We start from the raw sequence: 13,805 nt of genomic DNA, 5'->3' as shown, positions 1-13,805 counted from the left end.
GATTTTTAATTAATTAAAAAGCATCGATAAAGATGTTATTTGATTTTATACGTTCAAAATGATCTCGACGTTTTGCATAACTGGTTGTATATAGATTCACTTTTGCTGTGATTTTATCTACTATTGCGCCTTTATCTCCCTGATCTGCAAGATCATAAAGTTTTTCGCGGAGCCAGAAGTAAACTGCGGAACGCACACAGTAGACTCCTTCTTCGAGTACAGAAGGGATGTTTATAAAATCAACATTATTATCCCAGTGCTTTTTATAATAATCAGAAAAACCCTGATAATTTACTTTCCCTGTGAGATGAATACCACCTCTACCTCTGTATGTACTACCATCGCCTGACGAAACATTCCCATTACCTAGCCTATTTGCATAAACCCTATCAGCGATAGCAATCTCATTTGCATGTTTTGTAATCTTTCCATTAACTTTCGCATAGGAGTATTCCTTTGCTTCTGCAGGATGAGATCTAAAATAGCTAAAATTAGCATTTAAACCCTCTTCACTATAATTGAGGCCTTCAACAGGACTTACCATCTCTCCCATCTCCTCCCTAATCTGCGCAAAGAAGTGATTAACTCTCAATAAGTTATCTAGTTTATATTCACTTCCATGATTATTAATCTCATCTGCAATTTCTTGAAGAAAGGAGAGCTTTGCAGGTGATTTTAAGCCATCAAAGACTTTATAAAGCATTTCCGGAGTAATATGGATAGTACCTATATTCACAATTGCATTCAAAAACACTATCGGATGCATATGCCATACAGGCTGCCCGCTGCTGAATGCCTCCACCTTACTCATCCACTCACAGTCATCCAGCCATTGTCTGGCATATGCCATGCGTAGCTTGTCATAATTCTGGAAAAACACGGACCAGCAGTGATGACTGCTCCCCCCAAACCATTCACTGTCATGCTTCACCACCAGACGGGCCGCGATGTCTCTCACTCCGGCTTCCGGGTGATGCAGTGCGTTGTAAAGCTCCCTTCCGGTCAGCTGGCCGTCACCATCCGAATCTGTCTTTTTGACCATCGCTTTATAAAAAGCCGAGACCTGTACTGACCTGGGTGCTGACACTTCGCTGACGTGAAGACCGCCATGCCACAGTTGATTGGTCCCCGCAAGCTAGGAACCGTGAGGCTCACGACCAGTCACCCCCATCACCTCTTCCAGAATGGAGTATTCGCTACCATTCTGTTTGCGTACCGGGAAACATATTTTCATTCCAGCAATCCTTAGCGTGATGTATCCGATACTTTATTCGAAGGTTAACACTAATAATTATCCGACCAGCACATCCGGTAATGACGTAATAAGCGAAAAGCCGCAGCCACACTTATTACCATGAAATGAAAATGAAATACCGTTGTCCAGATAGTCGGGAGTCCTTCCACAATGGACGTAAGGTCATGCCCTTCGACGGAGCATGAGACTATATCCCCTTTACGAGCGACATCTATACCACCAAATATCATCTCAGATGAACAGGACTGAAGTGTGTCACCATGAGTGGATTTATCTCCAATACAAATAATTCCCAGCATCTGTGCTCTAGATATTATTGATAGGGGTGTATTAATACCATTTTAATACTTACACCTCCTCAAGCTCGCTCCATTTTATATTTAACAGCACCTGAATTTACGGACAATGAAACTAATAGAGAGATGAAAATCACGCCTACAATATAAACATATTCCTCCACGCGGGATGGGGTTTACTAATTATTCCTTTTTAGATATTCAATCCTACTATTTGTTTTTTCAAGAAGGCATTGTAAGTATATACTTTGAAATCCCGTACCTTTTTTAGATTCGTATGTTTCATAAGCACAATCAGCATCCTTAATTTTTATCCATGCCTGTTGCGATTTTTTCAGGTAAATATCCCGTGATTCATTCTGTCCATAAAATGCCCCCCCTCTTTTTTATATTCATCAATTTGTGATTTATATAAAATATTAAGTTCCTTATCTGATTTTTCTAATTTGGATTTTATTTCTTGATAGTTAGATAGCTCGTCCTGGGATGTAGCATGAACAGTCAAAGAAAAGATGCTCATAAATACAATTACGTTGATTAATCTGTTCATTATAAAAAGCCTTTTCTTGAATTAAATCTTTCAGTTGGAACACCAAATGCATCTTTCCAATGAGTGTTGGAAATATTAGCTTTGAATTTTTCCTTTCCGTTAACTAAATCGTTCAGAAAATAACGCCTTGTCCTTGGTGAGTTATCGCCTCTAAATGTTAAGTCAACCAAAACATCTTGTACGCTCTGATCATATGAATCAAGGTTTGCAGTCACCATGACTTGATCAATCTCAGTACCTTTTGAAAGTACGCGATTTGTTATCTCATATTGATGAGAATAAACGGCATTAAAGAGAAAGTACTGTTGCTTACGAGTGAGGAACTGTTCAATTTTAGGAACATGTTGATCTATGCTATTGCAATAGGTCAGCGCCGCTGCCCCCTGCAATGCCACACTACCAAGAAGCCATTTAGTTAGTGATGCTGATAATGGTTTGGTGTTTTTTTCCATTTCGCGAAAGAGACTTTGGATATATGATCTTGACTGTTGCCCCAGATCTAAACCTCGGCCAAAAGTAACACCAGAAATGCCTATAACTACACCTCTATTATTTGGAACATGCGGGTGTCGTGAAAAATAAATACTATTTTCTATATCATTACCTTCAGAGTTAAATGTCAGTTGCCCTTTAGCCACGTTCAGCCACTTTAAATCCATTTCATCTGCATCTGAATCATTTATAGCATCCAAAAACATTACCGGATGAAAATGCCACACCGGGGCACCACTCCTGAATGCCTCCACCTTACTCATCCACTCACAGTCATCCAGCCATTGTCTGGCATATGCCATGCGTAGCCTGTCATAATTCTGGAAAAAAACGGACCAGCGGTGATGACTGCTCCCCCCAAACCACTCACTGTCATGCTTCACCACCAGACGGGCCGCGATATCTCTCACTCCGGCTTCCGGGTGATGCAGTGCGTTGTAAAGCTCCCTTCCGGTCAGCTGGCCGTCACCATCCGAATCTGTCTTTTTGACCATCGCTTTATAAAAAGCCGAGACCTGTTTTTCATGTATCCCCTGAGCCTGACCGACCTGTGCTGACAACCAGTCATAAGCCCATTTGACCCAGTTTTCTCGCAGTGATTTCGACACATCCGGTGAGGCGTCCTGCTCCAGGGGACTAAAACCCCGTTCCTTCAGGTCATACTGGTTTATCTGATCGATACCACTCTGATTCATCCAGCTGTGGCCGCTGACCTTAAACCAGGTCTGATGCTGCGCGTCTTCAAACGGACTGCAATCTGCCACACGAAGGATTTTAGTACTGTCTTTTGGTGTTTTGGTCCCCGTTTTCGTAAACACAGTCTGCTCACCCGAGCCTGACCGGGTATACAAATCGGCTTCCGGATGCAGGCGAATGAATTTCTGCCCGCTGGTCACCTGCCCGGGATTATTCAGAAAATCCGGCATCCGGGCATCACTGCTGATCACCTCGATATGCGAAAAGTGGCTGGACGTCACCTGACTTTTACCCGCCGGGGCGATATCTTCAGCCAGAAAACCAATTGCCTCTCCGGCTTCCATTTCCAGTTTTGCTGACGGTTTGCTCACCGAATCGAACATGCCCTGAGCGTTCGCTTTTTGCATCCAGGCGGGCATCTGCGCATATTGTTCACCATCGGGTGCCATATATTCAGGCAGCATGGTGACCCAGAAGGCTTCCCCCGTGGCCTCGCCACCGGCATTCAGCATTTTCGCCAGACCAAAGGGCTGAGTTGCACCTTTATTTTTAAACAATGTTTCGCGCAGAATAATGACCCGGCTATCTTTGCTCAGCTCCCCTTTGCCCGAAGAAATATCAGCCACCCCATCCGCTGAAGCGCTGGTTTCACATTTCCCCGCAGGGTGTTTAATGACCGTAGTGGTGGCCTTCATACATTTTCTTTTGGGGTAGACCGATAACGGAGCAAGCCCCATATAAAGCGAGTAAAACTCCAGCCAGCTGTTCGCTTTATCCGGATCGGGCTTACATATCGATTTCACCAGCACAAAGGTGCTGGAATATTGCAGGGCTTTCCCGTTGTAATCAGCTTTTCTGTAGTCCTGATTCAGGCGCCAGGCAACCACCTCACCCTGCACCATACACTGCAAGGGTACGGCAGTATCGATATTGTCGGCGGTCAATACTGACCCGGGTGCTGACACCTCGCTGACGTGAAAACCGCCATGCCAGAGTTGATTGGTCCCCGCAAGCCAGGAGCCGTGAGGCTCACGACCGATCACTCCCATCACCTCTTCCAGAGTGGAGTATTCGCTACCATTCTGTTTGCGTACCGGGAAACATATTTTCATTCCAGCAATCCTTAGCGTGACATATTGCCATCTGTCGCAGGGGGCAGAAGTTCAAGTGAGGTTTTGTTGTAGACTGGCATATCAGTATCGAGAGATGCACCACTTAATGGCACCTGATAGCGAGATGATTTCACAATGAAATCACCGGAGGAACCGTGTTCAATCCCGTTCTTACTCAGCCTCAGGTAAGACCCGCCACCGTTAAGCGTCAAGGTTTCCGGGGTACTGATAATAATTTCATCCTCACTACTGCTCACCGTCAGCTGTTTTTCAGAAAACAGGGCCATCGTGTTGTGCTGAGCCTGAATCTCGATGTCTCCCTGGTTGGCGACAATCTTCGCCCCGCCTTTATGCACAAACATCCCGAGGGCTTTTTCCACGGTCACGGACAGGTTTTCCATGGCCCCGACATCGAGATGCTGGCCTGCATTGATCATCGTATTACGGGTGCTGCTCAGCTGAAGATGTTCCCCTGAGGTGAATGCCACGCCCTGTGGAGCACTGCCCAGAAGCACGGCAGACTGAAGGTCTTTGATTATGTCGGTGACAAGGCTTATCTGGGTGTTGATATCAGATACCAGGGCACCGGCCGCTTCTGCGGCGCTGTTCAGCGCCTGCATCTGCCTGTTGGCCTGATTTATCTGGTTAACAGCGGGTGCCATTTCCAGCACCGGGCCCTGTGCCTTGGCCTGTGCATCAGCCGTCAGGAACAGGCCTTTTGCCGCACGTACAGCGCCATGCTCATCCGTTCGCAGTTCAAAACCGGCACCGCGTTTTTCACGCTGGCCATTCACCAGATGCCCCATGTTCAGCTGCGTTTTTCCGTATTCCGTCGCGAGCTTGATATGCTCTTCCTGCCGCTTATCCTCCATCCGCAGCTTATTGTTTGCCGGAGTACGCCAGACGTTCCGCGTATGATTGTCACGGGTGACATGATCCGGATGTTCTGAGTCATGCAGGGCACAGGCGATGTAAGGTCGATCCGGATCCCCACTGTCAAAAACGACGGCCACTTCGGTTCCGTCGATAAGCGGGGAGTGGAAACCGTAAGTATCACCGGCATAGGGTTTCGCCAGCCGAAGCCACAAATAGGCATAACCCTCTTCAGGACTGTTGCGATCGAAGTCCAGCTTCACCCGGTAGCGCCCGTCAGAATCGAGCCAGGAATAGGTGTCGCCTTTTTGCGTGCTTTCCACGCGAGCTGGCAGTGAGCCGGATATCACCGGGCGGCTGAGCAGTGCGGGACGGTAGCAGACGGTTTCGCTGTAAGGGAACCCCTCAAACGTCAACGTAAAGCTACTTTTGCGTGAACCGCTGGTGCGCACCGTGGTGATAAGGATGCCGTCTTTCACGGCATCGGGTAAGATGCCGTCCGTTTCCAGCACCTGACCGGGGGCCAGATGGGGACTGGAGGAGTGCCCAGTGACGCGATACTGCGCGTTCAGGATGCGTTCGTGACGCAGACGGGCAAAGTATGCCCCGGTCTCGGTGCTTTCAGCGTCATCTGCTGTCAGGAAGGGTTCCGCATAATGGTACGTTTCCCCGGTGGTGATCCCTTCCTTGCTGAAAATGCATTCGGCGCTGTCCTGAGGCGCCAGGGCATCACGGTAGTTGTAGTCACGGGTGGCGACACTTCCGCTTACCACGTTATATGCGGTCTGAATATCCCAGAGACTCTCCTGCCCGCTGTCACTCATCCCGGCCTGGTTGCGTAATGGCAGCGTGACGCCAAATTCATACTGCTGCTGGCTGTCCTGAAAAATCACCACGTCCTGTTCAAGACGGCTGTCCATTTCATAGCGCCAGTAAATGCCCACTTCTGCCAGCAGGCGCTGGATAAACGCCAGGTCAGTTTCCCGCCACTGGGTGATGAGCTCACGAGGTGGATATTCGCGGGAGAGCCGGAACTCAAAGTCTGGCCCCTCCAGACCGTGCTTACGCAATACCTGTTCAACCACTTCAGTGACCGACTGATTAAGGTAGATCTCGCTCCCTTTCGTATAGTCCAGAAGGGCAATACGGGGAACGAGCGTCAGGGCGTAAAAGGTATCATCACTGGACGTGGATATTCGACGAAACGACTCCACCACGCCAAATACGCTTCGCACCGGCAGCGGCGGTGTTCCGTCAAACACCGGTATCTGGAAAGTAAATGACGCCGGTTTCAACAGTAACGTGTCGCAGGCAATATCCGCAGAGGAGCAGGTAACTACCACGTTATAGCGCCATGGCTGGCTAAGTGATTCAACGGCGTTGTAACGCAACACATCCAAAAATTCAGTACAGGCATGTACATCAACGCGATAGCGTGACTGGCCTAAAAGCTGTTGCACAGCCTCGGTTGCCTTGTTGGTCAGGGAACTGCTCATGACACCTCACCTTCTACCTGTTGATCAAATGCCAGCACAATGCCCTGTTCATCATCCCAGGTCAGTTGCAATGAGGACGGTTTTTGCTTAGCAGCCATATGGCTCAGCAACTGCTGACTCAGCACCGGCAGGATTTGCTGGTTGAGCAGGCTGTCGACGTTACGCGCGCCGGTATCCGGCAGCAGACAGGCAGACGTCAGGGTGTCATACAGACTTTCACCGATGTGAGTGGTAAGTCCGTAGTGGCGATGCAAACGCTGGCTTACCCGTGCAAGCTTCATTTCCACGATGGTGCGCATTGCAGGCTCATTGAGAGGACGGTAAATCACCGTCTGAAAGCGGGCTAATAAGGCTGGCTGAAAATGGTCGCGCAGGAGCGGACGCACGAGCTCGTGCAGGTCAGCTTCGGTCGCATCCGGCTGCTCGTCCAGCAACTGCATCAGATGGTCACCGCCGAGATTCGATGTCATCAGAATCACGGTATTGCGAAAATCGATTTCTCGCCCTTCGCCGTCGCGCATAAAGCCCCGGTCAAACACTTGGTAAAACAGGTTCATCACGTCGCGATGGGCTTTTTCCACTTCATCGAGCAGCACCACGCTGTACGGACGCTTGCGCACCGCTTCCGTGAGGATGCCGCCCTGGCCGTATCCCACGTAGCCCGGAGGAGAGCCTTTCAACTGGCTGACAGTATGCGGCTCCTGGTATTCGGAGAGGTTGATGGTAATCAGCGACTTTTCACCGCCGTACAGCACATCGGCCAGTGCCAGCGCAGTTTCAGTCTTGCCGGTGCCGCTCGGGCCAGTCAGTAAGAATACGCCCTGCGGCCCATTCTCCGGCGTCAGCCCGGTTTTGGAGGCCCGCAGACGTTGCGCAATGGCATTCAGCGCCGCGTCCTGCCCGACCACGCGTTTACCGATTTCGCTTTCCAGATGGAGCAGTTCTGTCTGTTCATCCTTCATCAGGGAAGAGAGCGGTACACCGGTCCAGTCGGCAATCACGTTCGCCACGATGCGGGTGTCCACGTCCAGTGATAGTAGCGGCGCGTTGCCCTGCAACTCAGAAAGTTGCTGTCGCAGCGCGGCGATATCGCTCTGGCGACTGATGTCCTGGCGCACGGCCAGCAGCTTTTCCGTCAGGCTCAGCTCGCGGCCGTACTGGCTCTCCAGCTCGTCGAGCTCGACAATCAGGTCGTTCTGCTGTTGTTCAATCGCGGTCAGTCGCTCACCGTGGTGGTTTCCACCCAGCGCAATATCTTCCAGCAGCGCCTGATTTTCGAGCTCTAGCGCCGTGAGTTGCGCCCGGTACCGTGTCAGCACTTCCGGCACGGTATCGAGGCTCATGCGTACGCGGGCAGATGCAGTGTCGAGCAGGTCGACGGCTTTATCCGGCAGCTGGCGGCCCGTCAGGTAGCGCCGGGAGAGAGTCACGGCGGCTTTTAATGCATCATCGGTGATGTGTACACCGTGATGTTCCGCGTAGCGGGATTTCAGGCCTCGCAGCATCAGGCAGGCAGTATCATCGTCAGGTTCATCGACTTTGACCATCTGGAAGCGGCGCTCCAGCGCGGCATCACGCTCAAAATACTGTTTGTACTCGCTCCAGGTGGTGGCCGCGATGGTGCGCAGCTCACCGCGTGCCAGCGCAGGCTTCAGCAGGTTGGCCGCATCCGCGCCCCCGGCCTGGTTGCCCGCACCGATGATGGTATGCGCTTCGTCGATGAACAGAAGGACAGGGACCGGCGAATGCTGTACGGCATCAATGACGTTTTTCAGGCGCTGTTCGAACTCGCCCTTTACGCCTGCGCCCGCCTGTAAAAGACCAAGGTCGAGGGTACGCAGCACCACGGTTTTCAGGCTTTCCGGCACATTGCCCTCAGCAATGCGCAGCGCCAGCCCTTCCACCAGCGCGGTTTTGCCCACTCCCGGTTCACCGACCAGGATTGGGTTGTTCTTGCGGCGGCGGGAGAGGATATCCACCATCTGACGGATTTCCGTATCGCGCCCGAAGACCGGGTCGATTTTGCCCTCTTTCGCTTTGGCAGTGACGTCGAGGGTAAATTTATCCAGCGCGTTCTGTAACGCTGGCGACAGTTCACCTTCTGTAACGTCAGCACTGATCGGACTCCCCACAAACTCAACCTCATCGCTTTTGGCTAATTCTTCATCCAGCTGCATGTCCGGGCGTTCGTCGGACTGCGTATCCAGCAACGGACACAGACGTTCAAGCTGGTTCTGACCCAGCGAGAACAACGGCCACAGGCCATCGCAGCGAATGAGTTTCGGGCTTTCCGTCAACGCCATCAGCAGATGCAGGCTGCGGATGTGATCTTCGCTCTGCAAGGACGCCGACATCCACGCCTGTTTCAACAGGGCTTCCAGGTTATCTGACAGCTGCGGGCGTTGGCGAACAGAACGCGGTAGGCGATCAAGGTGTGTCAGCAAATCCTGCCAGATGGCGTCCATATCCCATTCGTAACGACGGGCCAGCACGATGAGGTCGCCTTCGCCCTGCTCCAGCAGTTTCAACAGCCAGTGTTCGGGGAGGATTTCAGCATGCGCCCGGGTCTGACACAGAGAAGCCGCTGATTCCAGCGCTTTTGCGCAGTAAGGGTTAAGTCGTCGTAACAGAACTGCTGACTGGTGTTCCATGTGCTTCTTCTTGCTCCTGTTATTGTCGTTCAGGCACGCTACCGCCCCTGGCCGTTAACCGAGGCCCATAAGGTCAGTGCAGAAAAATGTATTGCTGTTTTGCAGAACGTCCGCGGGGCAGACGCTGTGCAAAACAAAAACAGCAGACGGAAAACCGTCTGCTGCAGGGATTACGCGGTGGCGCGTTCGTTCCAGGAATCGGAATGAATGATGTTGCCGTCTTTGTAGGTCCAGGTGATTTTTTCGTAACGCAGTTCAATCTGTTCGAGGTGATTATGCTTCTCGTAAGCCGGGTCCTTAATGTCATGCATTTTCGGCGCGACTTTCACCAGTTTCACGTTTTCCAGCTTGGTGTTGAAATATTCGACTTCCTGACCCGCATCATTGATTTTGTACCACTTGAATTCGGCAGACTTCAGGGTCTGGCCCGTCGTCACCGCCTTGTACAGGTACGGGCTGGAGGAGTCGATTTCCTTGGTGAAGAGGAACGGGGTGTGGATACGGGTACCTGTCAGCTTGCCGGTATTGTTGTCGGTCGGGATGTAGAGGGTATGTTCCTGTGCCACCACTTCGATGCTGCCTTCGCGGTCCTTGACGTCCACAGACCCTTTGATGTCCGCACCGCCATCATCCTTCAGCCACAGGTAGACTGGAATTGCCATATTTTACTTCTCCATTTTTTGAGTTAAGACGTCACCCTGAGCCGGTGACGCAGGTTCGCCTTTTACCTGACAGGCATCGGCCTGCGGTACAAGACTGATTTCGACACGACGGTTAAGCGTACGACCAGCCGAGGTGTCATTGGTGGCGACAGGGCGGCTTTCACCGTAGCCCTGCACCGCAAAACAGCTTTCTGGCACGTCGCCGGTGATCTGCATCCAATCACGCACTGATTCGGCGCGTTTCAAGGAAAGCGTCTGATTCGAGGCATCGTCCCCGGTGTTATCGGTGTGCCCGCTGACCACAATCAGCCAGCCAGGTTTGGCTTTGATCCCCACCAGCGTGTTGACGAGTATTTTGGTTGAGCCTTCTTTGAGTGCCGATTTGCCGGAGTCGAACAGTGACATGCTGTCGAGACGGACTATTTTCGGGACCGGTTTCGGTTTAGGGGCGGGTGGCGGTGTCCAGGTATCGATAGCTTGTTGCAAGGACAGCCACAGACGTTGTCCCGGGTAATAGCCGAGGCTGTAACGTAATGGCTCTCCCTGGCGCTGCCAGCGTTCAAGCAGGAGTACATCCTGTTTAAGCGCGGCGAGAGATTCAGCTTTTGGACGATAGTGGTTCATCGGAATCGCGTACCAGCGCTGTAAATCGGCACTCACCTGACGGATGAGGTCACGATTATTAAGTGCAGAAATACCCAATGCGGCCAAGGCACACAGCCACATCAGCAGAACCAGACGGCGGGCACGTTGCCCCCCCTGTACTGTGGATGCAAATGGCACCAGAAGTGGCAAAACGGCATCCGGGAACATACCTGTCGGAACTGAAGGTACGGGCTTGCGGGTAAACTGTAAGCAGGTGCGGGAATAGAGCCAGGCGGACCAGACTGACTGAGTCTCTGGATTGACCACGCCGAGGCGCATAGTCACGGAGAATGCATGCACAGGCGGCGTTAACCGGTCCGGTTTCTCCAGTTCATCGATCAGCGTATTACGGATAAAGGAAAATGCCTGGCTGACCGCTGGCAGCGCCAGGATATTGTCATTCGTCTGCTGCCAGTCAATGAATGCCTGCGGCGAATCATTAACAGGACATACAATCGGCTTGTCACCGCGAACGATGATCCACGGCGTTTCTGGTCCGGATAATTCCGCACTCACCAACACCGGCGGTGTAAAACCCGTCAGGGATTTGATCTGTTTACTTTGCTGGCGGAGAGTTTTCAGTGTAGAGCGCAGAACAGCTTCCTCCTGATGTTGGTCTGGCTGGCAGCGGTACATCACCGAAAGCTGACCAATCTGGCGTGGGAACTGTTTCTGTATGCTACGGACAAGGACGGTTAATCGGCTGACGTCATCGGCCCGAAGCCACCATCCCTGGGCTGTTTTACGCAGGGCGCTTCCCTGAAACAAGGTATCCAGCATGTCACCACACACCAGTACAACGGGGCCTTCGGTATCGGGTAATGGCAGATCATCGGCGGTGGCAGTGGCATCGGATTCTGGCTCGTCACGCCGACAGTTTTTAATAACAATCCAGCCTGCCAGAAAGAGGGTTAGCAGAGTGGTCAGTCCTTTAAACACGTTTCCTGCCGGGATGAAATACCAGAGCAACCACAGCAACGTGGCAACGGCGACAAAGGTGTACAGGGCAACCGGAATAATGACTGATCTACGCATTAGCCACGCAGCTCCGGTATTTGTGCTGACAACAGTGCCTGGAGCCACAAATGGCCTCCCCACCAGATAACGCCTGTCAGGATGATGGCGAGCGCTATCCAGAACCAGACTGAGCGCATCAGACTCCAGCGATGTTTCCCCATCCGGTGAACAACAAGAGAAAGGCCTGCGTCAGGCGGAGGTACGCGCTCAGACAGGGCCTTGACCACCTCGTCCCGCTGCGACTGGCTGACCGCTTTCAGGCTGTATAACCCCTGAAAACCCAGCGCAATCACACGGTGATAGCAGGTTAAAACAGCCGGGTTCGGAGAGGGCTGCCGCAGGACCTCGGCAATGCGATCCCACAGCGCTTCACCTGCCCGGAGTGAGCCAAAAAATCGCGCCTGAAGCGGCGCTTTACGCCAGGCGGCCTGGCCCTCATCAATTTTGGGATCTTCTTCTTCCCCACTTTTTTCAGGCTTACGGCTCATCACCGTCTCATCAAGCAAAGCGCACTGTGCATAGGAAATATGTTCGACACTGGCCTCGTCATAACCGGCGCGCTCCAGTGCTTCCCGTACGCTTTCAACCTGTTTAACGCACTTGTCGTAAAGCGCAGTACCATTAAGCGTGACGGCGCCTTTCTTCAGCATGGTGACGGTGAGCCAGGTCTCCGTCATCAGCTGGTCGATATCGATATCCTGTCTCATGAGCGCAAAACCGCAAACAATTCAAGTTCAAGAGCGCCAAGCAACTCCGGTACATAGAACATACACACGCCCTGCTCCTGCATTTCATGTGCAGCGGGGCTTTCCATATCAAGCGCGAAGTACTGGTTTTCCATGCGTACGGGCAACGCTGCCGGGACCCTGCTCACCGGGATCAAAGGGATACCCTTGAGTGCCGCGCCATAGATCTCGTTGACGTCATCAGGCGACCCCGCCTGACAGAGTGCAGGGAATTTCTCAGCAACCTGCCAGGCCGGGACATTTGAACGCACTGAAAGCCAGAGGTCGGCCTCTTCACGCAGACGAATATCGTGAAGGTTTGCCTTCCAGGTTTGTCCGTCCAGGCGAGACATTTCAAGAGCAATGACCCGGGACGGCAGACTTGCCTCCAGCAAACCCGATATCAAGTCAAACAGCGGAGGAAACGCATTGGCCGGTTCCTCGTGGTCATAACCCGGTATGGCGTCAAGATCATGGTCCAGGGAAAAGGTCAGCATGCTTCCTGCCAGACGTGCGAGTTCAGCCCACACCTGTTCTGGCGGACGGGACGGAAAACGTTCAAATTCCGTCAGCACTCTGGCGTGAGAATTCAACGCATTCAGCAACCAGAAAAGAGAAACATCGGCGACGGCGAAATCGGCAAGTCTTTCGTTACTTTCACGACGCATCGTCATCAGGCGCCGGCGCCGGGAGCGTAACTGGCGATTAAGCAGCACCAGGCGTTCGCGAAGAATCGGGCTTGCCGCAAATGACGCAACGGGAGGAATAAAAGACGGATCCACTCGCCACGCATTTTGCCCATCCCTGATCAGTCTTGCGACCGGGCACACTTTCCAGGAATCATTGCTTTCATGAGCAAACCGGATCGTGAAATTAAACCGGGCAACGGCCATGGATTCATCTTCAGACCCAAAAGCATCCTGCAATGTCACCCATTCTTCACGATAGCGAAGCGGTCGGTCCGGGATAATCCCCTCCTGTTCAACGTTGATCACACCCGGCTGCATGTGAGGCAGTGCGATGACGACGGTTACCGCATCGAGACATGCCAGCAGGCTGGCATCTAACTCACGAGGCGGCGGAGGCAGATCGCTCCTTTGGGCATCAATCAGCGAACCCTCCTCCAGCCAGAGCCGTAACTGCGTAATCTGGATCAGACCAGACGAAAGAAGGCTGTCATTAAACTCAACTTTTTCCACACCCCAGGGGAATGGGGATGCCAGTGCTGATGCACCGGCGCTGCGAAAAGACTCCCATTCAGCCTGCTGCTGGAACTGCTGAGGGGATAATAAAGCCCCCTCGTTCCACAATGGACGGTAAATTTTCATCCCTGGT

Annotated in this window: 10 protein-coding genes and 1 pseudogene; all 11 read right to left on the bottom strand. The window is 52.1% G+C overall.

The features are described 5' to 3' along the window. Positions 1-13 precede the first annotated feature (13 nt). Positions 14-1,087, bottom strand: a complete 1,074-nt coding sequence (locus AC0LWE_RS09305) for a glycoside hydrolase family 19 protein (RefSeq protein ID WP_474265312.1) — start codon at positions 1,085-1,087, stop codon at positions 14-16. Positions 1,088-1,291: 204 nt separating this feature from the next. Next, positions 1,292-1,554 (bottom strand): annotated as a pseudogene (locus AC0LWE_RS09300) (PAAR domain-containing protein). 176 nt (positions 1,555-1,730) lie between these two features. Next, positions 1,731-1,859: a lysozyme inhibitor LprI family protein gene (locus tag AC0LWE_RS09295; protein WP_474265436.1), complete on the bottom strand. Its 129-nt coding sequence runs from the start codon at positions 1,857-1,859 to the stop codon at positions 1,731-1,733. Positions 1,860-1,885: 26 nt separating this feature from the next. Beyond that, positions 1,886-2,101, bottom strand: coding sequence for a hypothetical protein (locus AC0LWE_RS09290; RefSeq protein WP_474265309.1), 216 nt, complete (start codon positions 2,099-2,101; stop codon positions 1,886-1,888). Further along, positions 2,101-4,401, bottom strand: a complete 2,301-nt coding sequence (locus AC0LWE_RS09285; protein WP_474265307.1) for a lysozyme family protein — start codon at positions 4,399-4,401, stop codon at positions 2,101-2,103. The genes AC0LWE_RS09290 and AC0LWE_RS09285 overlap by 1 nt, the downstream gene beginning before the upstream one ends. Before the next feature lie 11 nt (positions 4,402-4,412). After that, positions 4,413-6,770 (bottom strand): type VI secretion system Vgr family protein, encoded by a 2,358-nt coding sequence (locus AC0LWE_RS09280; protein ID WP_474265305.1) that lies wholly within the window; start codon positions 6,768-6,770, stop codon positions 4,413-4,415. Then, positions 6,767-9,421 carry a type VI secretion system ATPase TssH gene (tssH, locus tag AC0LWE_RS09275; RefSeq protein WP_474265303.1) on the bottom strand — a complete coding sequence of 885 codons (2,655 nt, stop codon included), beginning with the start codon at positions 9,419-9,421 and terminating at the stop codon, positions 6,767-6,769. Before tssH ends, AC0LWE_RS09280 begins: the two co-directional genes overlap by 4 nt. Positions 9,422-9,591: 170 nt before the next feature. After that, a complete protein-coding gene (hcp, locus tag AC0LWE_RS09270; protein WP_449550128.1) occupies positions 9,592-10,083 on the bottom strand; it encodes a type VI secretion system effector Hcp in 492 nt (163 codons plus the stop codon). A gap of 3 nt (positions 10,084-10,086) precedes the next feature. Then, positions 10,087-11,763 carry an OmpA family protein gene (locus tag AC0LWE_RS09265; protein WP_474265300.1) on the bottom strand — a complete coding sequence of 559 codons (1,677 nt, stop codon included), beginning with the start codon at positions 11,761-11,763 and terminating at the stop codon, positions 10,087-10,089. Next, positions 11,763-12,452 (bottom strand): type VI secretion system protein TssL, short form, encoded by a 690-nt coding sequence (tssL, locus tag AC0LWE_RS09260; RefSeq protein WP_474265298.1) that lies wholly within the window; start codon positions 12,450-12,452, stop codon positions 11,763-11,765. Before tssL ends, AC0LWE_RS09265 begins: the two co-directional genes overlap by 1 nt. Next, complete coding sequence (gene tssK, locus AC0LWE_RS09255) at positions 12,449-13,798, bottom strand: type VI secretion system baseplate subunit TssK (RefSeq protein WP_474265296.1); 1,350 nt, start codon at positions 13,796-13,798, stop codon at positions 12,449-12,451. The genes tssL and tssK overlap by 4 nt, the downstream gene beginning before the upstream one ends. Positions 13,799-13,805: the final 7 nt, after the last annotated feature.

Source organism: Lelliottia sp. RD5, from assembly GCF_056032945.1.
Note: the sequence above shows the minus strand (reverse complement) of the source record. Positions and strands in the feature narration are given on the sequence as shown.

Coding starts and splice junctions, on each gene's coding strand:
- AC0LWE_RS09290 (WP_474265309.1), bottom strand. CDS start 2,101: ATGAACAGATTAATCAACGTAATTGTATTTATGAGCATCTTTTCTTTG.
- AC0LWE_RS09285 (WP_474265307.1), bottom strand. CDS start 4,401: ATGAAAATATGTTTCCCGGTACGCAAACAGAATGGTAGCGAATACTCC.
- tssK (WP_474265296.1), bottom strand. CDS start 13,798: ATGAAAATTTACCGTCCATTGTGGAACGAGGGGGCTTTATTATCCCCT.
- tssL (WP_474265298.1), bottom strand. CDS start 12,452: ATGAGACAGGATATCGATATCGACCAGCTGATGACGGAGACCTGGCTC.
- tssH (WP_474265303.1), bottom strand. CDS start 9,421: ATGGAACACCAGTCAGCAGTTCTGTTACGACGACTTAACCCTTACTGC.
- hcp (WP_449550128.1), bottom strand. CDS start 10,083: ATGGCAATTCCAGTCTACCTGTGGCTGAAGGATGATGGCGGTGCGGAC.
- AC0LWE_RS09280 (WP_474265305.1), bottom strand. CDS start 6,770: ATGAGCAGTTCCCTGACCAACAAGGCAACCGAGGCTGTGCAACAGCTT.
- AC0LWE_RS09265 (WP_474265300.1), bottom strand. CDS start 11,763: ATGCGTAGATCAGTCATTATTCCGGTTGCCCTGTACACCTTTGTCGCC.